Annotated in this window: 26 protein-coding genes and 1 pseudogene; 15 read left to right on the top strand and 12 right to left on the bottom strand. The window is 71.5% G+C overall.

Annotation, left to right across the window (positions count from 1 at the left end; all coding sequences use genetic code 11):
- Window positions 1–16: 16 nt before the first annotated feature.
- The 3 genes from purB (at window position 17) to HD596_RS44680 (ending at window position 3305) form a co-directional block, all read left to right on the top strand.
- Window positions 17–1447 (top strand): adenylosuccinate lyase, encoded by a 1431-nt coding sequence (gene purB, locus HD596_RS44690; protein ID WP_185075423.1) that lies wholly within the window; start codon window positions 17–19, stop codon window positions 1445–1447.
- Between the two features lie 6 nt (window positions 1448–1453).
- Window positions 1454–2188 carry a GNAT family N-acetyltransferase gene (locus HD596_RS65270; RefSeq protein WP_221519854.1) on the top strand — a complete coding sequence of 245 codons (735 nt, stop codon included), beginning with the start codon at window positions 1454–1456 and terminating at the stop codon, window positions 2186–2188.
- Window positions 2189–2252: 64 nt separating this feature from the next.
- Window positions 2253–3305 (top strand): DUF4037 domain-containing protein, encoded by a 1053-nt coding sequence (locus HD596_RS44680; protein WP_185075422.1) that lies wholly within the window; start codon window positions 2253–2255, stop codon window positions 3303–3305.
- Here HD596_RS44680 and HD596_RS60870 read toward each other — a convergent pair.
- Window positions 3302–3631 (bottom strand): annotated as a pseudogene (locus HD596_RS60870) (ArsR/SmtB family transcription factor); the annotation flags it as partial. The gene HD596_RS44680 and the pseudogene HD596_RS60870 overlap by 4 nt on opposite strands.
- A gap of 32 nt (window positions 3632–3663) precedes the next feature.
- Here HD596_RS60870 and HD596_RS64265 point away from each other — a divergent pair.
- From HD596_RS64265 to HD596_RS44650, 5 genes are all read left to right on the top strand, one after another.
- Complete coding sequence (locus HD596_RS64265) at window positions 3664–4449, top strand: MerR family transcriptional regulator (protein ID WP_185075421.1); 786 nt, start codon at window positions 3664–3666, stop codon at window positions 4447–4449.
- On the top strand, window positions 4446–4958 hold the full coding sequence (locus HD596_RS44665) for a hypothetical protein (RefSeq protein ID WP_185075420.1): 513 nt from the start codon (window positions 4446–4448) through the stop codon (window positions 4956–4958). The genes HD596_RS64265 and HD596_RS44665 overlap by 4 nt, the downstream gene beginning before the upstream one ends.
- 212 nt (window positions 4959–5170) lie before the next feature.
- Window positions 5171–6259 carry a hypothetical protein gene (locus HD596_RS44660; RefSeq protein ID WP_185075419.1) on the top strand — a complete coding sequence of 363 codons (1089 nt, stop codon included), beginning with the start codon at window positions 5171–5173 and terminating at the stop codon, window positions 6257–6259.
- 133 nt (window positions 6260–6392) lie between these two features.
- Window positions 6393–6581 (top strand): DUF5999 family protein, encoded by a 189-nt coding sequence (locus tag HD596_RS44655; RefSeq protein ID WP_185075418.1) that lies wholly within the window; start codon window positions 6393–6395, stop codon window positions 6579–6581.
- A complete protein-coding gene (locus HD596_RS44650; RefSeq protein ID WP_185075417.1) occupies window positions 6578–6970 on the top strand; it encodes an ATP-binding protein in 393 nt (130 codons plus the stop codon). The genes HD596_RS44655 and HD596_RS44650 overlap by 4 nt, the downstream gene beginning before the upstream one ends.
- Window positions 6971–6980: 10 nt before the next feature.
- Here HD596_RS44650 and HD596_RS44645 read toward each other — a convergent pair whose 3' ends face one another.
- The gene (locus HD596_RS44645) at window positions 6981–7589 is read right to left on the bottom strand and encodes a hypothetical protein (protein WP_185075416.1); all 609 of its coding nucleotides are present in this window, start codon (window positions 7587–7589) and stop codon (window positions 6981–6983) included.
- Between the two features lie 196 nt (window positions 7590–7785).
- Between HD596_RS44645 and HD596_RS44640 the strand changes: the two genes are divergently transcribed.
- A complete protein-coding gene (locus tag HD596_RS44640; RefSeq protein ID WP_185075415.1) occupies window positions 7786–10122 on the top strand; it encodes an ATP-binding protein in 2337 nt (778 codons plus the stop codon).
- Window positions 10123–10384: 262 nt separating this feature from the next.
- Here HD596_RS44640 and HD596_RS44635 read toward each other — a convergent pair whose 3' ends face one another.
- Complete coding sequence (locus HD596_RS44635) at window positions 10385–10906, bottom strand: ATP-binding protein (RefSeq protein ID WP_185075414.1); 522 nt, start codon at window positions 10904–10906, stop codon at window positions 10385–10387.
- Between the two features lie 292 nt (window positions 10907–11198).
- Window positions 11199–11522 (bottom strand): antibiotic biosynthesis monooxygenase family protein, encoded by a 324-nt coding sequence (locus HD596_RS62800; protein ID WP_185075413.1) that lies wholly within the window; start codon window positions 11520–11522, stop codon window positions 11199–11201.
- A 323-nt stretch (window positions 11523–11845) separates the two neighbouring features.
- Between HD596_RS62800 and HD596_RS44620 the strand changes: the two genes are divergently transcribed.
- On the top strand, window positions 11846–12379 hold the full coding sequence (locus HD596_RS44620; RefSeq protein ID WP_313046336.1) for a DUF1062 domain-containing protein: 534 nt from the start codon (window positions 11846–11848) through the stop codon (window positions 12377–12379).
- Between the two features lie 144 nt (window positions 12380–12523).
- Here the strand turns inward: HD596_RS44620 and HD596_RS44615 are convergent, their stop codons facing one another.
- Window positions 12524–12895, bottom strand: a complete 372-nt coding sequence (locus tag HD596_RS44615) for a VOC family protein (protein ID WP_185075411.1) — start codon at window positions 12893–12895, stop codon at window positions 12524–12526.
- On the opposite strand from HD596_RS44615, the gene HD596_RS60860 reads away from it, so the two are divergent.
- Window positions 12894–13295 (top strand): SDR family NAD(P)-dependent oxidoreductase, encoded by a 402-nt coding sequence (locus HD596_RS60860; RefSeq protein WP_221519852.1) that lies wholly within the window; start codon window positions 12894–12896, stop codon window positions 13293–13295. The two genes, HD596_RS44615 and HD596_RS60860, sit on opposite strands and share 2 nt — an antisense overlap.
- 39 nt (window positions 13296–13334) lie before the next feature.
- Here the strand turns inward: HD596_RS60860 and HD596_RS44605 are convergent, their stop codons facing one another.
- On the bottom strand, window positions 13335–13667 hold the full coding sequence (locus HD596_RS44605; protein WP_185075410.1) for a YnfA family protein: 333 nt from the start codon (window positions 13665–13667) through the stop codon (window positions 13335–13337).
- Between the two features lie 131 nt (window positions 13668–13798).
- Between HD596_RS44605 and HD596_RS44600 the strand changes: the two genes are divergently transcribed.
- From HD596_RS44600 to HD596_RS44590, 3 genes are all read left to right on the top strand, one after another.
- Complete coding sequence (locus tag HD596_RS44600; RefSeq protein WP_185075409.1) at window positions 13799–14455, top strand: ribonuclease FAU-1 family protein; 657 nt, start codon at window positions 13799–13801, stop codon at window positions 14453–14455.
- A 148-nt stretch (window positions 14456–14603) separates the two neighbouring features.
- Window positions 14604–16340 (top strand): NAD-dependent malic enzyme, encoded by a 1737-nt coding sequence (locus tag HD596_RS44595; RefSeq protein ID WP_185075408.1) that lies wholly within the window; start codon window positions 14604–14606, stop codon window positions 16338–16340.
- Entirely contained in the window at window positions 16337–17797 is a 1461-nt protein-coding gene (locus HD596_RS44590) for a class II fumarate hydratase (protein WP_185075407.1), read from the top strand. Before HD596_RS44595 ends, HD596_RS44590 begins: the two co-directional genes overlap by 4 nt.
- Before the next feature lie 80 nt (window positions 17798–17877).
- On the opposite strand, the gene HD596_RS65265 is transcribed toward HD596_RS44590, so the two are convergent.
- Window positions 17878–18132: a recombinase family protein gene (locus tag HD596_RS65265; protein WP_313047656.1), complete on the bottom strand. Its 255-nt coding sequence runs from the start codon at window positions 18130–18132 to the stop codon at window positions 17878–17880.
- On the opposite strand from HD596_RS65265, the gene HD596_RS65260 reads away from it, so the two are divergent.
- A complete protein-coding gene (locus tag HD596_RS65260) occupies window positions 18016–18303 on the top strand; it encodes a hypothetical protein (protein ID WP_313047719.1) in 288 nt (95 codons plus the stop codon). The genes HD596_RS65265 and HD596_RS65260 overlap by 117 nt on opposite strands.
- Before the next feature lie 106 nt (window positions 18304–18409).
- On the opposite strand, the gene HD596_RS44580 is transcribed toward HD596_RS65260, so the two are convergent.
- The 5 genes from HD596_RS44580 to HD596_RS44560 all read right to left on the bottom strand — a co-directional run bounded on the left by HD596_RS44580 (window position 18410) and on the right by HD596_RS44560 (window position 24557).
- On the bottom strand, window positions 18410–19696 hold the full coding sequence (locus HD596_RS44580) for an alpha/beta fold hydrolase (protein ID WP_185075406.1): 1287 nt from the start codon (window positions 19694–19696) through the stop codon (window positions 18410–18412).
- A complete protein-coding gene (locus HD596_RS44575; protein WP_185075405.1) occupies window positions 19693–20169 on the bottom strand; it encodes a MarR family winged helix-turn-helix transcriptional regulator in 477 nt (158 codons plus the stop codon). The genes HD596_RS44580 and HD596_RS44575 overlap by 4 nt, the downstream gene beginning before the upstream one ends.
- An 89-nt stretch (window positions 20170–20258) precedes the next feature.
- Window positions 20259–20642 (bottom strand): hypothetical protein, encoded by a 384-nt coding sequence (locus tag HD596_RS44570; RefSeq protein WP_185075404.1) that lies wholly within the window; start codon window positions 20640–20642, stop codon window positions 20259–20261.
- A gap of 352 nt (window positions 20643–20994) precedes the next feature.
- On the bottom strand, window positions 20995–23634 hold the full coding sequence (locus HD596_RS44565) for a DUF7825 domain-containing protein (RefSeq protein ID WP_185075403.1): 2640 nt from the start codon (window positions 23632–23634) through the stop codon (window positions 20995–20997).
- Window positions 23635–23759: 125 nt separating this feature from the next.
- Window positions 23760–24557: a MerR family transcriptional regulator gene (locus tag HD596_RS44560; RefSeq protein ID WP_185079087.1), complete on the bottom strand. Its 798-nt coding sequence runs from the start codon at window positions 24555–24557 to the stop codon at window positions 23760–23762.
- Between the last annotated feature and the right edge of the window lie 5 nt (window positions 24558–24562).

Here is a 24562-nt window from a genome sequence, read left to right as displayed (position 1 = left end):
AATAGACTTGTCCGACGTGACGTCCAAGCCGCGTATCCCTAATGTCCTGGCCTCGCGTTATGCCTCGCCGGAGCTGGCCCGCCTGTGGTCCCCCGAGTACAAGATCATCGCTGAGCGGCGGTTGTGGCTGGCGGTGTTGCGGGCGCAGGCCGAGCTGGGGGTGACGGTCCCGCAGGGCGCGGTCGAGGACTACGAGAAGGTCGTCGAGCAGGTCGACGTCGAGTCGATCGCGGCGCGTGAGCGGGTGACGCGGCACGACGTGAAGGCGCGCATCGAGGAGTTCAACGCGCTGGCCGGCCACGAGCAGGTGCACAAGGGGATGACCTCGCGTGACCTGACCGAGAACGTCGAGCAGCTGCAGATCCGGGACAGCCTGCTGCTGGCGCGTGACCGGGTGGTGGCGTTGCTGGCGCGGCTGGTGTCGCTGGCCGAGGAGCACAAGGCCACGGTGGTGGCCGGGCGTTCGCACAACGTGGCGGCGCAGGCGACCACGCTGGGCAAGCGGTTCGCGTCGGCGGCCGATGAGCTGCTGGTGGCCTACCGGCGGCTGGAGGAGCTGATCGGCCGCTACCCGCTGCGCGGGATCAAGGGGCCGGTGGGCACCGCGCAGGACATGCTCGATCTTCTGGGCGGCGACCGGGGCAGGCTGGCCGAGCTGGAGGAGAAGGTGGCCGCGCACCTGGGGTTCGCGCACCGTTTCACCAGCGTGGGGCAGGTTTATCCGCGTTCGCTGGACTTCGAGGTGGTGACGGCGCTGGTGCAGCTGGCGGCGGCGCCGTCGTCGCTGGCCAAGACGATCCGGCTGATGGCCGGGCACGAGCTGGTCACCGAGGGGTTCAAGGAGGGGCAGGTCGGCTCGTCGGCGATGCCCCACAAGATGAACACGCGCTCCTGCGAGCGGGTCAACGGCCTGGCCGTGGTGCTGCGGGGTTACGCCTCGATGGCGGGCGAGCTGGCGGGCGACCAGTGGAACGAGGGCGACGTGTCGTGCTCGGTGGTGCGCCGGGTGGCGCTGCCGGATGCGTTCTTCGCCTTCGACGGGCTGGTGGAGACGATGCTGACGGTGCTGGACGAGTTCGGCGCCTTCCCGGCGGTCATCGCCGCCGAGCTGGACCGCTACCTGCCGTTCCTGGCCACGACGAAGATGCTCATGGCGGCGGTGCGGGCCGGGGTGGGCCGGGAGAGCGCGCACGAGGTGATCAAGGAGCACGCGGTGGGGGCGGCGCTGGCGATGCGCTCGCGCGGCGCCGGCAACGAGCTGATCGACCTGCTGGCGGCCGACACCCGCTTCCCGCTGGACCGGGCCCACCTGGAGGCGCTGCTGGACGACCGGGTGTCGTTCACCGGGGCGGCCGCCGAACAGGTGGAGGCCGTCACCCGGCAGGTGGGCGAGGTCGTGGCGGCGCACCCGGAGGCGGCGGCCTACCGGCCTGGCGCCATCTTGTGACGAGCCGTGGCGATACGGGAGTTACGCGACGACGCCGAGGTGCGCGCCGCGTGCGGTGACGACGACCTGCTGGTGTGGGCGGCGCAGGGGCTGCGCGGCGGGGCGCGGGCGTGGGCGCTGGGCGGGGCGGTGGTGGCCGCCGGCCCCGGGGCCTCGCGCCGCGACCGGCTGGGCGTGTGGGGCGCGGCCGCGGACGCGACGGAGCTGGTGCGGCACGCGCTGGCCGAGCTGGGGCCCTCCTACCGGCCGTTCGGGGAGCTGGAGCTGGTACGCGAGGTGACGGCCAAGCTCGACGGCCTGCGCGAGTCGGGGACGTTCTCCTGGATGAGCCTGCCGGCGCTGGACGGCCCCGCCCCGGGCGGGGTGGGCTGGCTGGAGCCGGAGGCCGAGACCGAGGTGGCGGCCCTGCTGGCGGCCGATGCGCCCGACTCCTACGCGGTGCCCGGCCTGGCCGGGGTGCGGCGGTGGGCCGGGCTGCGCGTCGGCGGCGAGCTGGCGGCGGTGGCGGCCGAGGCCTGGCCGGCGCCCAGCGTGGGGCTGCTGGCCGGGGTGGCGACGAGGGCGGGCCTGCGGGGGCGCGGGCTGGCCGACCGGGTGTGCCGGTGGGTCTCGGCGGAGTTGCTGGCCGCCTACGGGCGGGCGGCGCTGATGGTCGACGACGACAACGTGGCGGCCGTCACCGTCTATGAGCGGATCGGCTACCGGCGCCGGCGGGTGATGGCCTCTCACGTGGCGGGGTGACCCGGGCGGGCGGGCGGAAAATCGGGTGAGGTTCGGACGGCGCTGGTGCAGAGTTGACGGCGTGATGTCCGATTTTGTACCTGGTATTGAGTTGTCCCGCGCCTTCTACGGCGAGGTGGTGGCGCCTTTGGTGTCCGGGGTCGTGCACAGTGCCGCGTTGATCGGGCCGGGGTCGGAGGTGCTGGAGTTCGACACGGCCCGCTCGGCCGATCATGACTGGGGGCCGCGGGTGCTGGTGTTCGTGGCGCCCGGGATGGCGCCCGAGGTGCGGGCGAAGGTGGTGGCGGGCCTGCCGGAGCGCTTCGGCGGTTTTCCGACGGTGTTCGGCTACCACGGCAGCGTGCAGCCGGGGGTGGTGGTGACGGAGCTGGGGCCGTGGCTGGTGGAGCGGCTGGGTTTCGATCCGCGTGCGGGGGTCTCGCTGCTGGACTGGTTGTCGGCGCCGTGGCAATGCCTGGCCGAGGTGACGCAGGGGGAGGTGTTCCACGACGGGCTGGAGGCCGCCGTGCCCGGGGGCGGGCTGGAGGCGGCCCGGGCGGCGTTGCGCTGGTATCCGGAGGATGTGTGGCGGTATGTGCTGGCGTGTCAGTGGCGGCGGATCGCGCAGGAGGAGTCGTTCCCGGGCCGGTGCGGCGAGGTGGGCGATGAGCTGGGCTCAGCCGTGGTGGGGGCGCGGCTGGCGCGGGAGGTGATGCGGCTGGCGCTGCTGCTGCGGCGGCGCTACCCGCCGTACGCGAAATGGCTCGGCAGCGCGCTGGCACGCATGCCCGGCTCGACGGAGCTGGGGGAGTGCCTGAGGGCGGCGATGGCGGCGCGCTCCTGGCGGGAGCGGCAGGAGGGGCTGTCGGGGGCGTACGCGCGGGTGGCGGCGCTGCAGAACCGGGTGGCGCTGGCCGAGCGGCTGGATGAGCGGGTACGGGGGTTCTTCGACCGGCCGTTCGAGGTGATCGGGGGAGACCGGTTCGTGCAGGCGCTGCTGGAGTCGGTGTCGGATCCGGTGATCAGGGGGTTGCCGGTGGTGGGGTGCGTGGATCAGCTGTCGGATTCGACGGACCTGCTGACAGCGCCGGGGCGGGCGCGGGCGATGACGGCGGCGGTCCTCGGCCTCCAAGGCTAGTGATCTACTTTGTAAAGGGCGTGGGTGGTTGTACCATCCTTCTCACCCTTTAAAAACCACAGATCCACCAGGGCGAAAGCCAGGTCCTCGACGCGGATGCGCCAGGCGTCGAGGGTGGTGGTGTCGCCGGTGTGGGTGACGATGAGCCGGGCGCCCTGGCCGGTCGGGGTGTCGTAGTCGAGGAGTTTGGCGCTCTCGACGCGGGCGGGGCGGAGTTCGTACCAGCGGCGTTGGGCGTCTTTGCGGACGGTGACGAGGCCGGCTTCGCGTAGGACGCGGAGGTGTTTGCTGGTGCCGGGTTGGGTGAGGCCGAGGTGGGTGGTGAGTTCGGCTGGACTCTCCCTCGGTGGGAGGGTCCATGCTGGTGGGCGTGGATGAGGAGTTGCTGCCGATCGGGCAGTTCGCCCGGTTGGGGCGGTTGAGTGTGAAGCAGTTGCGTCACTATGACGAGCTGGGGTTGTTGCGGCCGGCGCGGGTGGATGCGGTGACGGGTTACCGGTATTACCGGGCGTCGCAGGCTCGGGTGGCGTTGTCGATCGCGTTGCTGCGGTCGCTGGATGTGCCGCTGGCGGTGGTGGGTGAGGTGCTGTCCGGCGGGGCGGGGGCGCTGGAGGGGGTCAGGGAGGATCTGGAGGCGGAGTTGGCGCGGCGGCGTCGTACGCTCGCGTCGCTGGAGCGGGTGATGGCGCAGGGGTTGCCGTCGGTGCCGGTGCGGGTGGTGGAGGAGCCGGCGCGGCGGGTGGCGGTGGCCAGGGAGCGGGCGGCGGGTCCGGAGGATGTGGGGCGGGCGGCGTCGGCGGCGCTGTCGCGCCTGCTGGGACCTGCCGGGCCGGTTCAGTTGATCGGGTTGTTCCCGGTGGATCTGGGTGAGGTGTTCGAGGTGGAGGCCGTCCGGGTGCTGGGGGATGGGGAGGGTGGTGGGGGTGCGCCGGTGCGGGTGTTGCCGGGGGGCAGGTTCGCGTGTGCGACGCATGTGGGGCCTTATGACCAGATGTCGTTGACGGTGCATGCGGTGCTGGCCTGGTGTGGTGAGCGCCGGTGTGAGGTGCGGGGGCCCATTCGCGAGGTGTACGTGTCGGATCCGGCCGTGACCTCGCCTGACCATCTTGTCACGCAGGTGATGATCTGTCTGGAGGAGTCGTGAATCCTGAACTGGCCACGTATGGTCCGGTGACCTGCCTGAACGTGACGGGCATGGGTGAGCCGGGCGGCAGTGAGCACGTGTCGGCGATCGGCGCGCTGTATGCGGTGGCGGCGGGGATGGGCGGTCCGGCGGGGCCGCTGGAGGGGTTGTGGTTCGTGGAGGACGGGCGTCCGGGGCTGGAGGTGCCGCGGGAGTTGTGGCGCTGGCATCTGCTGCTGCCGCTGGCGGGGATGCCGGAGGCGGGGCTGGTGGAGCGGGCGCGGGAGGGGGCGCGGTCGTCGGGGGCGGCGGTGGATCGGGTGCGGGTGGCGACGTTCACCGAGGGGGAGTGTGTGGAGGTGCTGCATGTGGGCGCCTTCAGTGAGGAGTATCGGTCGCTGGCGGTGATGGAGGCGTTCATGGCCGAGCGGGGGCTGGTGCCCAATGGGCCGCATCATGAGGTGTATCTGACGCCGTTGGATGATCCGCAGCCGCGTACGGTGCTGCGTCAGCCGGTGCGGCCGGCCTGAGAGGTCTCGCGGGGGTCTCGCGGGGGCGGCGGGGGCGGCGTTACCATGGCCGGTGGCGGCCGTCCGCGCCCAACCTCCGGTCACCCGCCCCAGCCGGGTCAGCTGTTGGAGGCAAAGGGAGGTTCACCTCTCGGACGGGGGATCTGCCGGCTGGTCGTGCGCCTGCCGCGCCGGTCGCTGGGGGACGCCGCGGCGGCGTTCGGGAGATGTTCATGACCAAGCAGGCGGATTTCAAGCGGCGGGTGCGTGCCCGCATGGCCAAGACGGGCGAGTCGTACGCGGTGGCGCGCGCCCGGCTGCTGGGTGAGCGGCCCGCGGCTGAGGATGGCTGGATGGCGGCGGCGCTGCACATCAGCAACGGTGACGCCACCGATCTGGCGGGTACGGGGCTGGCGCGGCGGATCGTGTTCTGGCGGGATGTGCTGCACGAGGGGCCGGTGCCGGCGGTGGGGCGGGAGGAGTTGCGCCGGGTCAGGGCCGCGTTCCTGGCGGGGGCGCACGGGGTGGACCGTGGTGAGGGGCTGCGGATGTTCCTGGAGCGGGACGCGGCCGTGGAGGCGAACCGGGGCGGGCAGTACGTGCTGTGGTTCGAGGCCGATCTCTATGATCAGTTGCAGATCGTGGAGATTCTGGCGCTGCTGGCCGAGCTGGGGGTGCCGGCCGGGGCGGTGACGTTGATCTGCATCGGGGAGCATCCCGGGATCGCGCGGTTCGGTGGTCTGGGTGAGTTGCGTGCGGAGCAGTTGCGGGAGTTGCCGGCGACGAGGGCGTGCGCGCGGTTGTCTGCGGCGGCGCTGGAGTTGGCGAGCCGGGCGTGGGCGGCTTTTCGTGCGCCGACGCCGGGGGGGCTGGCGGGTATCGCCGCGGTGCGCTCCGGTGAGTTGCGTTTTCTCGGTGAGGCGTTCGAGCGGCTCTGTCGGGAGTATCCCTCCACTCGTGACGGGCTTTCGCTGGCCGAGCGTCGGGTGCTGGCGGCGGCGGCGCGGGAGGGGACGGCGGGGGAGGTGTTCGTGCGTGCCGCGGCGCGGGAGGCGCGGCCGTATCTGGGGGACACGTCGTGTTTCGCGATGATGGAGCGGCTGGCGGGGGGCTCGTACCCGCTGCTGGATCTTCGGCCTGGGGGTGGGCCGGTCGGGCCGGCCACGGTGGTGCGGTTGAGCGCTGTGGGTGCGCGGGTGTTGGCGGGTGAGGAGGATCAGGTGCGGCTCAACGGGGTGGATCGGTGGATCGGCGGGGTGCATCTGAGGGGTCGTGAGGTGCGGTGGAGGTGGGATGAGGGCCGGGAGGCTCTGACGGTGTGACCGCCCCAGCTACGTACGTGCCGACATAGGTACCTATAAGGGTATTTTTCACCTCTTCTTGACGTGGTGCTGTGGGGCACGTTGGAAGCGTACGGAAAACCAGCTGGATGCGAGGAACGGAGGAATCCGCACCATGTGTACGCACCAGCCTCCCTGTCCTCCGGCGAACTCCGCCGCTCACCAGGCCGCCCGCCTGGTCGCCTACCATCCCGAGCAGGGGTGGGGGCTGCTGTGCAACGGGGTGGTGTTCTTCGACGACACCGGCGAGCTGCTGCCCGACGGCCGCAGCGTCGTACCGGCCGTCCTGGAGCGGGCCGCGTGAGCACCGCCCTGGCGTCGTGGACGTTCACCTCCCAGGCGCGCTCGGTGCGCCGGGCCCGGCAGGCCGCCCGCGCCCAGCTCGCCGAGTGGGGGCTGCAGCAGGCGTGCGAGTACGCCGAGCTGCTGATCAGCGAGCTGGTCACCAACGCGGTCCGGCATGCGCGCGGCCTGGTGCGCATGAGCCTGTCGGCGGCCGACGGGCTGCTGCGCTGCGAGGTGGAGGACTCCAGTCCCGTGCCGCCGAGCCCGCGCGCCGCCTCCTGCGACGACGAGGGCTCGCGCGGGCTGCTGCTGGTGGAGGTCCTGTCCTCCGGCTGGGGCAGCGTGCCCACGGGCCGGGGCAAGCTCGTGTGGTTCGAGGTGCCCGTACGGATGCCCGCCCATGTGTGAGAAGGGGCGGTTAGCGCGGCGAGTACAGCCACGGCTCGCGCAGGTCGAAGAAGTCCACGTCGGAGACGAACAGCTCCTGCCAGTCCCGCAGCAGGCCCCGGATCGCCGGTGGCTGCAGCTTGGCCTCGCCCCGCCGGGCGGCCATCTCGCTGGTGAAGTACGCGGTCTGGACGCAGCCGTCCTGCCCGCACAGCGCGGCGGTGCCGCCGATGAGGTCGCTGCGGAAGGCCGCCAGCTCCTCCTGCCCGCGCTCCAGCACCTGGCGTACCCGCGCGTGGTCGCGTACGCGCCCCTGCAGCACCTGGACGAATCCGGCCTCGTCGGACCCTCCGCCCAGGTATTCGATCACTTCGTCGCAGTCGAGGAAGGTCACCTCGCCGGCGAACAGTTTCGCGGTCCGCACCCACCACTGCCCGTGTTCGGGCCGGTCGCCGCTGTGGTGGGCCGCGTGGCGGGTGTCGAAGCGGGCGACGTGGACGAACAGGCCGTCGTCGGTGACGCCGGCCGTGGTGCCCAGCCAGCCGTGCGCGCCGGGCGAAAGCTCGCGCATCCACCGCTCCAGCGCCTCGTGCAGATCGTCGACGTCGAGCGCGCGGCCCTGGATGACCTGGATGAACATGGTCTGCCCCTCTCCTTCCCTCCACGCTAGGAGCGGCCGGCCGTCAAGGTCGAGACGCCGTTACACCATGCGACGGCCAAAACTTGTTGTGGGTTCTTGACCGTGCTCGTCTGGGATAACGGCCGGGACATAACCTGGGGGCGACGACGTGGGATGCGGGCCGACGGCAGCGCCGGCCGCGTCGCGGAAGGCGCCAATGACAGCGGTGACTGCCAGCACCTACGGAGGGCGGCCCAACGGCGGGCTGCCGGCCGAGGTGACGAGTTTCGTGGGGCGTCGGCACGAGGTGGCCGAGGTCAAACACCTGCTGTCCGCCTCCAGGGCCGTCACGCTGACGGGCGTGGGCGGCGTCGGCAAGACGCGCCTGGCGGTGCGGGTCGGCCAGGACGTGCGGCGGGCCTTCCGGGACGGGGTGTGGCTGGTGGAGCTGGCCGAGCTGGACGGCCCCGCCATGCTGGCCCAGGCCGTGGCCGAGGCGCTGGAGATCCGCGACCACACGGGCGATGCCCCGATGCGGGTGCTGACCTGCCACCTGCGCGACAAGCAGGCCCTGCTGATCCTCGACAACTGCGAGCACATGATCGGCGAGTGTGCGGCGCTGAGCGAGGCGCTGCTGCGGGCGGCGCCGGATCTGCGGGTGCTGGCCACCAGCCGGCAGGCGATGGGCATCGCCGGCGAGCAGGCGGTGCCGGTGGCGCCGCTGCCGCTGCCGGACCTGCAGGTGCCGCTGGAGAAGCTGATACGGCAGGACGCGGTACGGCTGTTCGCCGAGCGTGCCCGCGCCGCCCTGCCGTCCTTCACGGTCGCGGAGGACAACCGGGAGGTCGTCACCCGCATCGTGCGCCTGCTGGACGGGCTGCCGCTGGCGATCGAGCTGGCGGCGGTGCGGCTGCGGGCCCTGTCGGCCGAGCAGCTGCTCGACCGGCTCGACGACCGTTTCCGCCTGCTGACCGGCGGGTCGCGGGCGGTGCTGCCCCGGCATCAGACGCTGCGGGCGCTGATCGATTGGAGTTACGCGCTGTGTTCGCACGAAGAACGCCTGCTGTGGGAGCGGGTCTCGGTGTTCGCGGGGGGCCTGGATCTGGAGGCGGCCGAGGCGGTGTGCGGCGGGGACGGGATCGACCCGCTGGACGTCATGGACCTGGTGATCGGCCTGGTGGACAAGTCCGTGCTGATACGAGAGGACCATCCGGGCGGCGTACGCTACCGGATGCTGGAGACGCTGCGGCAGTACGGTCGCGAACGGCTCACGGGCTCCGGCTGCGAGCCCGCCCTGCAGCGACGGCACCGCACTTATTACCGCGACCTGGCGGCGCGGGCCAGGGCGGAGCTGTTCGGGCCCGGCCAGGTGGCGTGGTTCGCCCGGCTGCGGCGCGAGCATGCCAACCTGCGGGCCGCCCTGGACAGCTGGCTGAGCACGCCGGGCGAGGCCCGCGCGGGGCTGAGCATGTCCGGCGACCTGCTGTATCACTGGATCACCAGTTATTACCTGGCTGAGGGCCGCGGCTGGCTGCAGCAGGCGCTGGCGGCCGACAGCGAGCCCAGCCGGGTACGGGCCGGCGCCCTGTGGGCGGGTAGCTGGCTGGCGATCATCCAGGCCGACATTCCGGCCGCCATCGCCCTGCTGGAGGAGAGCCGCCGGCTCGGCGAGGAACTGCATGATGAGCCGGTTCTGGCCTACGTGGCCCTGTTCCGCGGAATGGTGGCCATGTGCGAGGGGCGAACGGAGGCCGCGATCGAGCTATACAGGGACGCCCTTGCCCGCCACCGCCGTATCGGCGACCCGGTCGGGATCGCGCTGTCGCTCATCCGGCTGACGCTCGCCCACTCGTTCCTGGGTGACTCCTCGTCCGCCATCGCGGCGGGCGAGGAGTGCCTGGCCGAATGTGAGGCCCGTGGGGAGGGCTGGCACAAGGCGTACACGACGATGGCGCTGGGTGTGCAGTGGTGGCGTCAGGGGGATCTGGGGCGGGCGACGGAGCTGGAGAAGCAGAGCCTGACCTTCAACCGCGCGGTCGGCGACTCGCTCGGCGCCGGCGTCAACATCGAGGTGCTGGCCTGGATCGCCGCCGGCCAGGGCTGCCACCAGCGGGCCGCCTGCCTGCTGGGGGTGCTGGAGACGATGTGGAGCTGCGCGGGGGCGCCGCTGTCGGGTTTCGGGCATCTGGCCCGCTACCACGACGAGTGCGAGCGGGCCATGCGGGAGGCGCTGGGGGAGGCGGCGTTCGAGACGGCGGTGCGGCGCGGGGCGCGCCTGCCGCTGGAGGAGGCGCTGGCCTACGCTCTGGAGGAGGAGACGCCCGAGCGGCCGGTCAAGGAAGAGGAGCAGACGCCGCTGACGCGGCGGGAGAAGGAGATCGCCGAGCTGGTCGCGCAGGGGATGACGAACAAGGAGATCGCGGCGTCCCTGGTGATCGCGCAGCGGACGGCGGAGGGGCACATCGAGCACATTTTGACCAAGCTGGGGTTCAGCTCGCGGGCGCAGATCGCGGTGTGGGTGGGGGAGCGGGCCCGGGCCGACGGGCACGAGTGACGGGGGCGGCCCTGAGGAGGCGCTGGCGGCGCTGAGGAGGCCGGAACCGGCTCCAGGGTGAGGGCCGGTTCCAGCCGTCGGCGGTGTCGGTACGGCCTCAGTAGGGCAGCGGCCGTCCTGACGGGGTCCGCAGGTCCACGCCCTGGGCGGGGCGGCGCGTGGGCCGCTTGGAGACGCGGATCCTTGTCTGGCGCACGATGGCGTCGTTCCTTTCCCTCGGTGCCGCTCGGGCGGCAGGTACGGGTGTACGTGCTGGGCGGGCTCAGGCGTGCTCGCAGGCGCGTTCGCCGGTGACGAGTTCGAACCAGACGACCTTGCCGGCCACGCCCCAGCAGCAGGCCAGCCGGGCCAGCAGCGGGTTGTGCCCGCGATCGGCGGCCCTGTCGGCGGCCCTGTGGCAGGATGCGGCGAAGGCGAGCGCGGGACGGTCGTCCTCGATCTCGCAGCGCAGCAGATCGTCCTCGAACCACAGTGAGAGCCTCAGCCGTGCGGTGGCGTGCCGCAGGGCGTCGGTGACCAGCGCGCCGACCAGCAGGTCGGCGTTCTCGGCGTGGTCGCGCAACCCCCAGGCGGTCAGCCGGACCGCGGTCATGCGCCGGGCGCTCGGCACCGCCGAAGGCCGTGCCGACAGCAGCCACGACGCCGAGCGGTCCTGCCCGGCCCACCCGGCGCGAACGGCCAGGCCATCCCCCATGGCCAGGAGCCCGTTCCAGGACAGCAGCCGTAGTGGGGGCTGCTGTCCGGCGGTGCCGTGCTCGATGTGCGGCTGCAACATGGCTGGCACGTGTATCGTCTCCCCCCCGTGTTGGCGCATGTGTGTTCAGAGACACGTTCAGCTTGCTCCGGCCTGCCACCCAGGAGGACGGGATAAATCCCCATATGGGTACCTATTCACCCGTATGTCCGTATAGGCATGCTCTCGGCGAGCGGATCCTGAGCGCCGCACGCTCGCTCATCGAGACGCACGGCTACTCGGCCCTGGGGGTGGCCGAGATATGCCGGACGGCCGGCGGGCCGATTGGCAAGGCCACGACCGGACCAGCTGTCCCTCTACCGGGACCGGCAGCGGATTCGAATCAGCGGTCGTCCCCGCCGTCCAGGTCGGCGGCCACCTCATGGTGGGTGACCCGTTCGTCCCACCGGGTCAGAGCACGGCGAGCCGCCTCCTCCACCACGGCTCGCCCGGGATCGGCTCCGGCGAACGCGCGCACGTCCTCCATGCTGGAGAAGAACGTGATGGAGGTGAACATCACCTCCTCACCGTCGTCCCAGCGGAGCAGCCGGGCACCGCAAAAGCCAGGAACTCGCTGAAGGTGCTCGGCCACCTCGCTTTCGTAGTGGCGCCGGTAGTCCTCGGCGGTGGCCTTCGAAGCCCATCCTCGCCATGTCCGCGCGATCATCGGCTGCGCCTGCCCTTCCGTCGCCCGCGATGGCTTGCCGCTCGACCAGTGTGCCGCGCTCCGGCGCCCGGCAGGAGACAAATTCGATTGTGGCGCCGACCGGTGGACCAGTAGCGTTCGGCCAGCACTATCGGATTCGTCGTGAGGACCGTCGCGTGACGCCGCCTGCTCTCGCTGCCTGACATCTTCTTCTGCGCTTTTCTCACCGGCCTCGGGGCCGGTTCCGCCGGGCTGCTCTCCATCACTGAGCCGCCCCGGCTCTTCAGCGTTTCATGTCAGGTCTTAGAGAGATCATGTCTTCACAACCCCATAGAGATCATTTCGTGCTGCCCTGGACCGTACGCAGGACCCGGCTGCCGCTGCTCGCCCTGCGGTGCACGGACTGCCGGGCGCAGGCGGCCACCGTCGGCGAGGGCCGGTTCCGGATCAATGCCAACGGCAAGCAGCTTGACGTGTGGCTGCTCGTCCGCTGTGTCGGCTGCGACTGGACCTCGAAGATCACGGTTCATGAGCGGGTGCCGGTCCGATCGCTGGATCCGGCCAGGCTCCGCGCCTTCGAGAACAACGATCAGGCGCTCGTCGCTCACACGCTCCTGGACCCCGCGATCGCGCGGCGCAACCGGTTCACCCTCGACTGGCGGGGCGCGTGGCGGCTGGAGTCATCGGCCGTCGAGACGGCCTGGCCGTACCGGGTGGACGTCGCCTTCCTCGACCCCGTGCCCGTGCGTCCGGAGCGGCTGATCGCCCGGGGGCTCGGGATCAGCAGGAGCGAGGTCGAACGCCGGATCAAGTGCGACCTGTCCCTCAACCGCACGACGAGCGCAGACTTCTCGTTCGTCGTCATGCCCGCCGAATAGGACCGGGAGAGAAGTGGTGGGACCGAGGCCACGGCGGGTGGGCATGGCGCTGGTGCGTGCCGTCACGGCGACCGCCTCGGTCCCGCTCCACCGGCACCGGACCCGGCGACCTACGTCATTCCCGAAGAACCGGTGACCCGCCGCTCAGCTCAGGCGGGTTCGCAGGAGGCAGAATTCGTTGCCTTCGGGGTCGGTCAGGACGTGCCAGGACTCCTGGCCGGTCTGGCCGACGTCCGCCGGGCGCGCCCCGAGCTTCAGCAGGCGTTCGAGTTCGGCGTCCTGGTCGCGGTCGGTGGCGTTGACGTCGAAGTGCAGCCGCGGCCTGCCCGTCTGGGGCTCGGTTGAGGGGACGAAGACCAGAGTCGGCTGCAGCCCGCCGAACCCTTCCCGCGGTCCGATCTCCACCGCGCCGTCATCGGTGTCGAGCACGATGAAGTCCAACACCTCGCACCAGAACGCCGCCAGCTGTTGCGGGTCCCGGCTTTTGATGATCAGTTCGGAGATGCGACAAGCCATGACCGGCACCCTACGGCGCATCACCCGCCACCGCCAATCGGGGCCCCCGACGCAAAGGCATCGGCGCCCATCTCGTCGACGCCTACCGCAAGCTCGGCTACGCCGTCGTCGCCACCTCCGCCCCATCGCCCCCACCCACGACGCGGGCGTCCTGACCGTCCAGGGCGACATCACCGACCCCGCCACCGCCGAACGGGTCATCACCGCCGCCCTGGAACGGTTCGACGCTCTGATCAACAACGCCGGAATCTTCGTCGCCAAGCCCTTCACCGACTACACCCCGGGCGACTACGCCGCCGTGACCGGTGTGAACGTCCGCGCCGCCCTCGACACCGGCCTGCGCCGCCTGGGCACCGATCACCATGCGCCGCACACGTCAAGCTGCCTGCGGGCCAGGTAGGACCGGCCGCATGAGCCACTTCGCGATCAAGGCCGCCCGTCAGCCGCGGGGCGCATACATGATCACCAAAACGCCCACCAGGCACACCAACGCCCCCACGACGTCCCACCGATCCGGCCGGAACCCGTCGGCCACCACACCCCACAGCAGCGACCCCGCCACGAACACCCCACCGTACGCGGCCAGAATCCGCCCGAAATGCGCATCCGGCTGCAACGTGGCCACGAACCCGTACAGGCCCAGCGCGATCACCCCCGCGCCCGCCCACACCAGCCCACGCTGCTCCCGCACCCCCTGCCACACCAGCCACGCCCCGCCGATCTCGAACAGGGCGGCCAAGGCGAACAACACCAGCGAACGCACCACACTCATGCCCGCCATTGCACCAGCCCCGGCCTGCGCCACGCCCGCGGGGGGGCTCACCCGGCCGGGCACTCCTGCCAGGAGCAAGGAAATCACCAAGATCGAGGCAGCCCCCGCCCGGGATCGACATGATCGAAGGCATGACAGCCGACACGAACACACGCTTCGCCGAGGGCGCCACGGCGGTGCGCCGCCACGTCTGGAACGGCAAGGTGTGGACGGCCGCCCCGTACCGGGTCCTGCAGGACACCGACGAGTACTTCGTGGTGGCCGGCTGGCCGGGGCTGAAGAGCCTCGCCTCGACCACCTGGATCACCTCGTTCCTCAACGGCGGCAGCCGCCGCGAGCAGACCGTCGACGAGCTGGCCTCGGGCCGGTGGGAACTGGGCTGGTGGACCTGGCGGGGCACCGTCGTGCGCAGCTGGTACGGCATCGACAAGCACTTCACCGTCCGCCGGTTCTTCGACGCCGACCGGCGGCCGCTGACCTGGTACATCGACTTCGACCTGCCCAAACAGCGCACCCGCCTGGGCATCGACACCTTCGACCTGCTGCTCGACCTGATCGTCGAACCCGACCTGTCCCGGCACCGGTGGAAGGACGAGGACGAATACCGGCACGGCAGGCGGCTCGGGCTCATCGACGAGCAGGTGCACCGGCACGTCAGCGCGGCCCGCGACGAGGTCGTCGGGCTCGTCGAGACCCGGCAGGGCCCCTTCGCCTGCGACTGGTCGCCCCTGGCCCACGAGCTGTGGCAGACGCCGACGCTCCCCGCCGACGCCCTCGAAACCCTGTGACTCCCGCCCACGCCTTCACAATGGGTCTTTTATCCACATAAGGGGTGGTCCTGACTGCGGCTCCGCATCCACCCCCGCCCCGAGGGAAGGCCAGACAGGGGAGGACAGCCGCGCCTTCCCGCACGGGCTGCACAGGAGGGGGAGGACCATGTCGCCGGGCAAGAGGAAACCGGATCTGCCGAACCTGATGTTCGCCGAGCAGCCGGACGGAAGCTTCGTGACATCGCTGCGGGGGCTCGCGGTGCTGCGCGAGCCGCTGCTGAACAAGGGCACGGCCTTCTCGCCGCAGGAGCGGGCGGAGCTCGGCCTGGAGGGCCTGCTCCCACCGGCGGTCGAGACGCTCGACGAGCAGGTACGCCGCACATACGTGCAGTACGGACGCCAGCCGACGAACCTGCACAAGAACGTCTACCTGGAAGCGCTGCGCGACCGCAACGAAGTGCTCTACTACCGGCTGCTGAGCGACCACCTGCGCGAGATGCTGCCCATCGTCTACGACCCCACGGTCGCCGAGGCGATCCGCACCTACAGCCACGAATACCGCCGCCCGCGCGGGGTGTACCTGTCGATCGACGACGTGGACGGCATCGAGCGGGCGTTCCGGAGCCTGCAGCTGGGCCCGGACGACGTCGACCTGATCGTGGCCTCCGACGCCGAGGAGATCCTGGGCATCGGCGACTGGGGCGTGGGCGGCGGAGCCGGCATCGCGGCCGGCAAGCTGGCCGTCTACACCGCCGCCGCGGGCATCGACCCCGCCCGCGGCATCCCCGTCGCCCTCGACGTCGGCACCGACAACGAGGCACTGCTGAACGACCCCGCCTACGTCGGCAACCGCCACTCGCGCGTACGGGGGCAACGCTACGACGACTTCATCGACGCCTACGTCACCACGGCCACCCGGATGTTCCCCGGCGCCATGCTGCACTGGGAGGACTTCGGCCCCTCCAACGCTCGGCGCATCCTGGAGAAGTACACCGGCCGCATCTGCACCTTCAACGACGACATGCAAGGCACCGGCGCCATCGTGCTCGCCGCCATGCTCAGCGCCGTACGCGTATCGGCCACCCCGATGCGGGAGCAGCGCATCGTCATCTTCGGCGCCGGAACCGCCGGCATCGGCATCGCCGACCAGCTGCGCGAGGCGATGATCCGCGACGGCCTGGACCACGACGCCGCCACCCGCCGCATCTGGCCCATCGACAAGCAGGGCCTGCTCATCGACGACATGACCGGCCTGCGCGACTACCAGCAGCCCTACGCCCGCCCCCGCGACGAGGTCGCCGGCTGGCCCTCGGGCGAGCACGGCATCTCGCTGGCCGAGGTCGTCAAGCGGGTCAAACCGACCATGCTGCTGGGCACCTCCACCGTCCACGGCGCGTTCACCGAGGAGATCGTGCGCTCGATGGCCGCGCACGTCGAGCGGCCGATCATCTTCCCCATCTCCAACCCGACCGAACGGATCGAGGCGATGCCCGACGACCTGCTCCGCTGGAGCGACGGCCGGGCCCTGATCGCCACCGGCATCCCGGTCGAGCCGATCACCCGCGACACCGTCACCTACGTCATCGCCCAGGCCAACAACGCCCTGCTGTATCCAGGGCTGGGACTGGGCGTGGTGGTCTCACGAGCCCGCCAGGTCAGCTCCGGCATGCTGCAGGCGGCCGCCGAAGCCGTCGCCGGCATGGTCGACGTCTCGGCCAAGGGCGCCTCGCTGCTGCCCCAAGTGGACAACCTGCGCGCGGTCTCGGCCACGGTGGCCGTGGCCGTCGCCAACCGGGCGGCCGAGGAGCACCTGGCCCGCACCACACTGCGCGACACGGTGCAGCAGGTCCACGATGCGATGTGGCAGCCGCTCTACCGCCCCATCCGCGGGAACGGGCGATGAGCGCCCCGCGGGTCCGGGACGTGCCCGTCGGGCTGCACGAGAACGGCACCCGGACCGAACGCGACTCCCTCGGCGAGATCGAGGTCCCGGCCGGGCACTACTGGGGCGCCCAGACCCAGCGTTCGCTGATCCACTTCGACATCGGCGACGACCGCATGCCCAAGGCCGTCTACCACGCCTACGGCTACATCAAGAAGGCCGCCGCGATCGTCAACGCCCGCGCCGGCCGCCTGCCCTCCTGGCAGGCCGACCTGATCAGCCGGGTCGCCGACGAGGTCATCCGCGGCGACCTGGACGAGGAGTTCCCCCTGTACGTGTGGCAGACCGGCTCGGGCACCCAGTCCAACATGAACGTCAACGAGGTGATCTCCAACCGGGCGATCCAGCTCGTCGGCGAGCGGCTGGGCAGCAAGGACCCGATCCACCCCAACGACCACGTGAACATGGGCCAGTCCTCCAACGACACCTTCGTCACCGCCATGCACATCGCCGCCGCCGAGGCCATCGACGACCACGTGCTGCCCGCGGCCGCCAGGCTGCGCGAGGCCGCCGAGACCAAGAGCCGGCAATGGGAGCACGTGGTCAAGATCGGGCGCACCCACCTGGAGGACGCCACCCCGCTGACCGTCGGCCAGGAATGGTCCGGCTACGCCGCCCAGCTCGGCGACGCCATCGACCACCTCGAACGCACCCGAACCGGCCTGTACCGGCTGGCCGTCGGCGGCACCGCGGTCGGCACCGGGCTCAACGCCCCGCCGGAGTTCGGCGAGCAGGTGGCCGCCAAGATCGCCGAGCTGACCGGGCGGCCCTTCCTCAGCGCGCCCAACAAGTTCGCCGCCCAGGCCTCCTGCGACGACCTGGTACGCGTCTCGGCGGCGCTGCGCACCCTGACCGTACCGCTGTTCAAGTTCGCCAACGACCTGCGCTGGCTCGGCTCCGGGCCGCGTACCGGCCTGCGCGAGCTGATCCTGCCGGCCAACGAGCCAGGCTCGTCCATCATGCCGGGCAAGGTCAACCCGACCCAGGCCGAAGCCCTGCTGATGGTCGCCATCCAGGTGGCGGGCAACGACACCGCCGTCTCGATGGCCGGCGGCGAGGGCAACTTCGAGCTGAACGCCTTCCGCCCCGTCATCATCAGGAACGTGCTGCACTCGGCGCGCATCCTGGCCGACATGATGGACCACTTCCGCACCTACCTGGTCGAAGGGGTCCGGCTGAACACCGAGACGCTGCACCACAACATCGAGCACTCGATCATGATGGTGACCGCGCTCAGCCCCGTCGTCGGCTACGACCGGGCCGCCCACATCGCCCACTACGCCCTCGACAACGGCCTGCCGCTCAAAGACGCCGCCCTGCAATGCGGCATCACCGCAGACCTCTACGACAAGATCGTCGACCCCGAACGCCTCACCCGGCCCGGCGTCCCCAGCCCTGACGGCGGCACCCGGCACTGAAGCACGGCCGGCCGCCGAACCGCCAGGAGGAGACGGCGCTGAAGCACGGTCGGCCGCCGACCCGTCAGGGGGAGAGGGCCTCATGCAGCCGCCTGCGCGCGGCCGCTCACCGAGGCCCGGCAGCAGCAGCGGCAGCGCCACGGCCAGCGCCCGCCACACCTCGCCATGCGCGCCCCCTTCATCTCGTACACGGTGAGGATGACGCGGCAATGTGGGGCGTGGGCCTCGATCTGCCGGACGGCGGCGAGGGCCTTTTCGAACTCGGGCCGCACTTTGAGGCGAGCGGAGATCTTCTCACTGAAGATTTTGCCGCGGTCGATGCCGTGCGCTTTCAGGGCCTCCAGCTGGGACTGGAGTTCCTGACTGAGGCAGGAGCAGCGGGCGTAGCCGATGCGGATGTCGGCTGTGGGTCGATCAAAGTCGACGGGGGGGCGGGCGGCGGGGTGCCGGGCCGCCAAGGCTGGCCGGGCGATCCGGGTTCGACGTGGCATCGCGGACAGGAGTGACGTTCGACCTCAAAGGCCTCCGGCCGTCCCATGTGGCACGTTGGCGATCTTCTCGTGGAATCGGTCGTTTGTGAGAGAAGGTGTTTCTGTTCGCCGTGGATCGTTGTCATGTGGTTTTAGGGTTCTGGTGGACGATGGCCAGCAAGCGGTCCAGGACCGTTCCGTCGCTAGCCCGCAGACCGTCGTGCTCGTATTCGTCGGTCAGCCAGAGCCGCAGGCCGGCGATCGTTTGCGCGGTATCCAGGGACAGATCCCGGGCGACGTACATGTCGCCGGCGTAGACGGCCGCCGCGACCGGCACGGTGTTGGCCGCCAATTGGGGCACGTCGTACAGGGGTGTCCAGGCACGGCGGTCGGCCAGCCGGTTGGCCACATCTCGCAGCGGCCGCAGCAGCGGGTCGTTGTCGAAGAGCCACGGGTAGATCATCTCGCCGGTGAACAGGATCGGGGTGCCGCCCTCCAGAGCCGCAGCGGCGTCGAAATGCGGGAATTCCGTGCGGGTGCGTTGGGCGGACCAGCCGGTCGGGGCGTCTGTCTGGGCGTAGGTGGCCTCGTGGAGCAGGAAGTACAGCGGATTGGCACTCGCCCAGGACAGCTGGGCGTCGATCTGGAGCAAGAATGCGTCCGACAGGTGCGTGCCGCCGGTGAACGGGTTTTCGAGAAGGTAGTGCAGCTGCCGGCTTCCGGTCGCGGCCCCGAGCAGGTTTCCCAGTGACTGGAAGGCTTCGATGGTGAGCTGTCGCCCGCTGGGCAGGCGCACGTCGTGGTCGCGCAGGTGCCGGGCGATCTGTCTGACCCGTTCGATGTCTTCCGGGTAGCGCTCGTAGTGCTGGGCGTTCTTGGTCGCCACTGTGGGATACAGGGCGCGGTAGGCGTCGTCGGCACCGGCGTGCAGGCCGGGAAGCCCTCCGGTGATGAGGGCCTGCCGCAGGCCGTACGGGGCGAACGACAGGTAGGTGGTGGTGCAGTAGCCGCCGAAGCTCTGGCCGAGGACGGTCCAGGGCTCGTCGTGGATCAAGGTTCGGCGTATGACTTCGGCGTCCCGGACGATGGCGTCCGCCCGGAAGTGCGCCAGGTAGTCGGCTTGCTGGGCGGTGCTGCCGAGGCGAGCGAGGGTGTGCCGGTTGACGGGTGTCGAGCGGCCGGTGCCGCGTTGGTCGAGCAGCAGCACCCGATAGTTGGCCAAGGCGCGGATCAGCCATCCTTCATTGCCGAGGGGCCGAGGTGCGGAGAATCCGGGGCCGCCGTTGAGGAACAGCAGCCAGGGACGCCCTTCACCTGCTTTGCCTGCTGCGCGTACCTCGCGCGCGTACACCTCGATCTGCCCGGCATCGGGGTCGTCGTGGTCCAGGGGGACGACGAAGGTGTGATCCGCCAGAACGAGTGAGGTCATGGCGTGATCTCGTCGGCGAGCGCGCGTTCCCGGCGTTGACGCACCGTCTCGGCCAGCGGTGTGTCGGTCAGGCAGGTCTCGAGCACCGCCGTGGCCGCGCCCAGGTCCGCGCCTGCCAGCTGATCCTGCAGCCATGCACGGAAGGCCTCCTTGTGTTCGCGGGCGGCGCGGGCGAGCTCGCTGCCCCGTGGGGTGCAGGAGATCTCGATCCGCCGACGGTCGTCGCTGGAGTTTTCCCGCCGGGCGAATCCGGAGGCGACCAGCCGGTCGACGAGCCTGCTGGGATGGCCCCCTTCCGCGATCAGGAGGGTGCCCAGCTCGCCCAGCGACAGTGGGCCGTACCGGTCGAGCAGTTGCAGTGCCTCGGCCTGGCTTGCGGTGATCCCGAGTGGTCGGAGCAGGTCGTTGATCCGGCGATCGGTCTCGCGGGCCAGCGCCTTGAGCAGCAGGCCGAACTCCTCGATGCGATCCATACCGCCACAATACATGCTGTGCGATTATATGCTGTGCTATATATTCGCACAGCACATAATCTGTGGAGGTTCTCATGTCACCATCACCCTTAGCCCGCACCGTGGTCGTCACCGGCGCGAACAGCCGCACCGGCCGGGACCTGCTGCCGCGGCTGGCCGGCCTGGGCACGCGCGTCCTCGCGCTCGTGCGGACCCCGCACGACCTGCCGGCCGATGAAGTCATCCCCGATTGGACCCGGTCCAAGGGGCAGGCGGAAGACCTGCTGCGCTCCTGCCCCGCCGACAGCGTGATCTTCCGCATCCACCCGATCGTGCCCGGAGGCGACACTCCGAGCCCGTTCGAGCCGATGTTCCACCAAGCAAACCCGGATGTCCCGGTACGGATCATCGGCGATGGCACGCAACGCTTCCACCCCGTCCACGCCTCCGACGTCATCGACGCACTCGCGAACGCCATCGACGGCATCGGTCATTCCGGCGTCTATGACCTGGTCGGACCCAGCGGATTTCCGATCACGCAGCTGATCGAAATGATCAACGGGCGTCCCGTCCCGACCGCGCAGCTATCGGTCGAGCAAGCCTCGGCCGGGCCCTGGCCACCCCGAGCAGTCGCCGAACTGCTGGCCGACCCGGCGCAACCTGCCCACCCGAAGCCGCACCGAACGCAACGTCACGCCAAACCGCCTCCGCTCGCGGGGGTTACGACTTTCCGTGAACGACAGCAGTTCATCGGGCACGTTGCAGCCGTTGACCAGGACCGTGTTCGCCTCGCGGAGCGTCTCCTCCCGCTGGCCAGGGGCGGGTTCGTTGGATTCTGCTCCATTGCTACCGGGACCCCGAGGAGACGGCCTCATGCAGCCGCCTGGCCTCATGCAGCACCAGGCTCGACCCCTTGCGCGCGGCCATCTCCGCCAGCCCGAAAATCTCGCCCTTCCCGCCCGCCAGCACAGCCGCCCGCGCCGCGACCCCCAGCAGCTCGCCCAACCCGGCGCGCGGCCGCTCACCGGGGCCCGGCAGCAGCAGCGGCAGCGCCACGGCCAGCGCCCGCCACACCTGGTCATGCGCGCCCGCCGCCGCCAGGTCACCCAGCGCGACGGCGATTCGCTTGAGCGTGACGAACTCGTGCCGGATCAGCTCCGCGACCGCCCACCCGAACTCGGGTGCCGGGAACTGCCCGCGCGCGGCCAGCGTGAGCGCCGCCTCGGCCGCCGCCGCCCGCTGCGCGTCCCGCCGGTGCCCCAGCCCGCCCGCGATCGCCACCGCGGTGGCGGCACCCACGGGCCCCTCACCATGGGCAGCAGCAGCCAGAGCCGCCATCGTGAAGTCGTTGCCATCAGAGGGCCACGGCATGCACCGCACCAGCCAGGAAGCCACGACCTCACGGTGCGAGGGCATGATCAGCGGCCACCACAGCGCGTCACGCCGGTAGGACAGATAGGTGTGCCGCGCGTCGATCACCCACAGCCGCGCCAGCCAGGCAGGCAGCCCCGCCGGCGGCACGACGTCGACACGCAGCCGGTAGGACCCGCCGCGCAGGCCGTAACCCGCCCGCTCCTGCCGGTGCGACGTCCAGTCCACGACCGGGTCGGGCCACCCGCCCCCACGCAACCACGCGGCCAGCTCCCGGCCCGCCCGCGACGGCAGCTCCCCGGCCCGTACGATCAGCTCGGGATCGACGTACCGGGGCAGCCGCAGAAGCGCCTGCTCGAAGTCGGCCGCCAGCGGCTCGGCCCCCCGCAGCAGCTCCATCCGGCCCACCAGAATCGCCGGGTCGACATGGCCGGTGGGCTCGGTCGGCGTCGCCAGCAGCGCCGGAATCGTCCGCCCGCTCTCCAAGAGCGCGATCACCTCCTCCAGGCGGCGCCGGAGCAGCCGCTGGGGCGGCCAATCGCCGCCGGCGTAAGGGCCCGTCTCGGCCAGAGACGCGCTCAGCCGCCGGCTGTCCTGCGGCGCCACGACCGCCAGCGCGCAGCGCGCCAGCAGGGTCTGCACGCCGCGGTCGTGGGCGTCGCGGTCGAACACGTACCCCTCGGCCTCGCCCTGCGGCGGCCGGCTGTCGCGCCACCACGGCCGCAGCGCCGCCTCCAGGCCGGCGCGGTCGCGGTGAGCCAGCTCGACGATCCCGGCCAGCACACGCTCGCACCGCTGCGGCTCCTCTGCCCAGCCCAGCGCCCGCAGCTGCGCGACCAGCTCGGCCGGCGAGGCGAACGGCGGCGCCAGCTCAGGCAGCTCAGGCACGGGCAGGACGGCGGCGACCGGCAGCTCCTGCGGGCAGGCGATCGCGCCATAGGCGGCCGCCACGCGCCCACGCAGGTCCGCGGGCAGCCGCGCCGCAGCCTGGCGGACCGCCTCCCGGCCGGCGTCGTCCGCGTGCGGGGCCAGCTTGACCGCCAGCCGCACCGCGCGTTCCCGCAACGCGGGCGTCTCGACGTCGAACACGGTGGCCAGCGCGGGCACCGCGCCGCCGCTCCTCGGCGCAGGCGTGCGCGCCACCCACCGCACGGCCGCGTGCAGCAGCTTCTTCTCCGTCCGGTACGCCAGCGCCCCCACGGCCTCGGCGAACAGCTCCTCCTCCAGCAGCCCCGCGCCCTCGGCCCGCTGCAACTCCTCCACCGCCAGCTGCGCCAGCACCGGACCGGCCGACGGCAGCAGCCGCACGAACTCCAGGACCGGGATCTCCCGCGGCTGCGGCTCCAGCAGCCGCCACAACCGTAAGAACGGGGCGATCTCCTCGGCCGGGCCGCCGGCCAGGAACCGCCCGGCACAACCATCGATCAACGCCGCGCGCGGCAGACGACCCTGCCCGGCCAGCACGGCCAGCTCGCCGAGAACGCTCACCCCCGCCTCCTGGCTCTCGTCCAGGGCCAGCGGCCCGGCCACGCCCTGGGCCCGGAACAGCCGCGGCAGCAGGGCAGCCAGCAGCGGATCACCGTCGAGGCCACGGCCGCCCCGCTGGCGCCGCAGGACCAGCCGCCACAGCCACCCGACCACGAAGGCGTCATCGTCCGGCGGCTCGATGCCCGTCTCGGACACCAGCGCGGCGGCCAGGTCCCAGCCGGGCACGCCCGCCCGCCGCCACCTGCGGCCGGTGGGCGGCCGCAGCCGCTTCGCCAGCCGGACGGCCAGGTCACGGCGCCACTCCACCGGGCGGCGCCGCAGCAGGAACATCAGGCGCTCGGCGTCCCGCTCGGGGTCGCGCACGCGGCGCAGCTCCCTGCGGTTCAGCCAGGCCGCCACCTGCTGAGCCCCGGTGAAACAGGCCGCCCCCGCCATCCGGAACCCGGGCGCCAGCCCCTCGATCTCCCACCGGGCCTGGACCCCGCCGCGCAGCTCCTCGGCCAGATGATGGGGGAGCTGCCCGGCCACCGCCCGCCGGCCCAGGTCGCTCAGGCCGTCCAGGAACGTCGCCAGGTCCTCCTCATCGCCCTCCTCGATACGGTCGAGGACCTCCTGCCAGGGATTCATGCGGGCACCTCGTCCCACCGGCCGCCGCGGGCCCGCCACAAACAAGCGATCATGACGCGGACCCTAACCACCGGCTCCGACAATCCACCCGGCTGGCCGGCTCGCAGGATCCCGCCCGCCCGCCGTCACCGCGGACGCCGCACCGCTCCCGGCCGCGGGTCCACGCGCTCGAGCCGGGTCCAGCCCGTCCACCCGCGCTCCTTCAGCAGCTCGATCAGCCGGCGCGCCGGCGGCGCCGAGCCGAACGCCAGATCGTCCATCAACCGCGCGAACGGCGGCTCGACCCCCGCCACGTCCACGTAGTCCTCGCCCCTCTCCTCGGCCATCCGCGTGATGTAGTCGGCCAGACCGTCGGCCAGCTCGACCAGCCGCGGATCCTCGGCGCCCCAGTCCAGAGCCCGGCCCAGGGTGAGATAGAAGTCCACGAGCTGCGGGTCGGCGAGCTGCTCCCGCTTGCGCGCCACCCACTCCGCCACCCGCTCGGGGGAGTGCGCCGCCAGCGGGATCCAGCCGTCACGCTCGACCCCCACGATCCGCTCGTCCACCCCGAGCGCCCGCAGCCGGTCCAGAAACTCCACCACCTCCGGCGGCAGCACCAGCTGGTCCCCGGCGGCCAGCCGGGCGATCCGCTCCCGCAGGCGCTGCCGCTCCCGGATCTCCGCCCGCAGCCGCCGGTCGATGTCCGCGACCGCCGCGGCGAACTCCTCCTCATCGGCCCGCAGCAGCTCCCGCACCCGCGCCAGCGGCACCCCCGCCCCGGTCAGCGTCCGGATCCTGATCAGCTCGACCACCGCGCCGGCGTCGTAGCGGCGATAGCCACAGTGGTCGCGCTCCGGCTCCGGCAGCAGCCCCTTGGCGTGATAGTGCCGCACCGCGCGCACCGTCACCCCGGCATACGACGCCAGCTCCCCGATGGTCAGCATCACAC

This window comes from Nonomuraea jabiensis (assembly GCF_014204795.1).
In the GTDB taxonomy this organism is placed as follows: Bacteria; Actinomycetota; Actinomycetes; order Streptosporangiales; family Streptosporangiaceae; genus Nonomuraea; species Nonomuraea jabiensis.
Note: the sequence above shows the minus strand (reverse complement) of the source record. Positions and strands in the feature narration are given on the sequence as shown.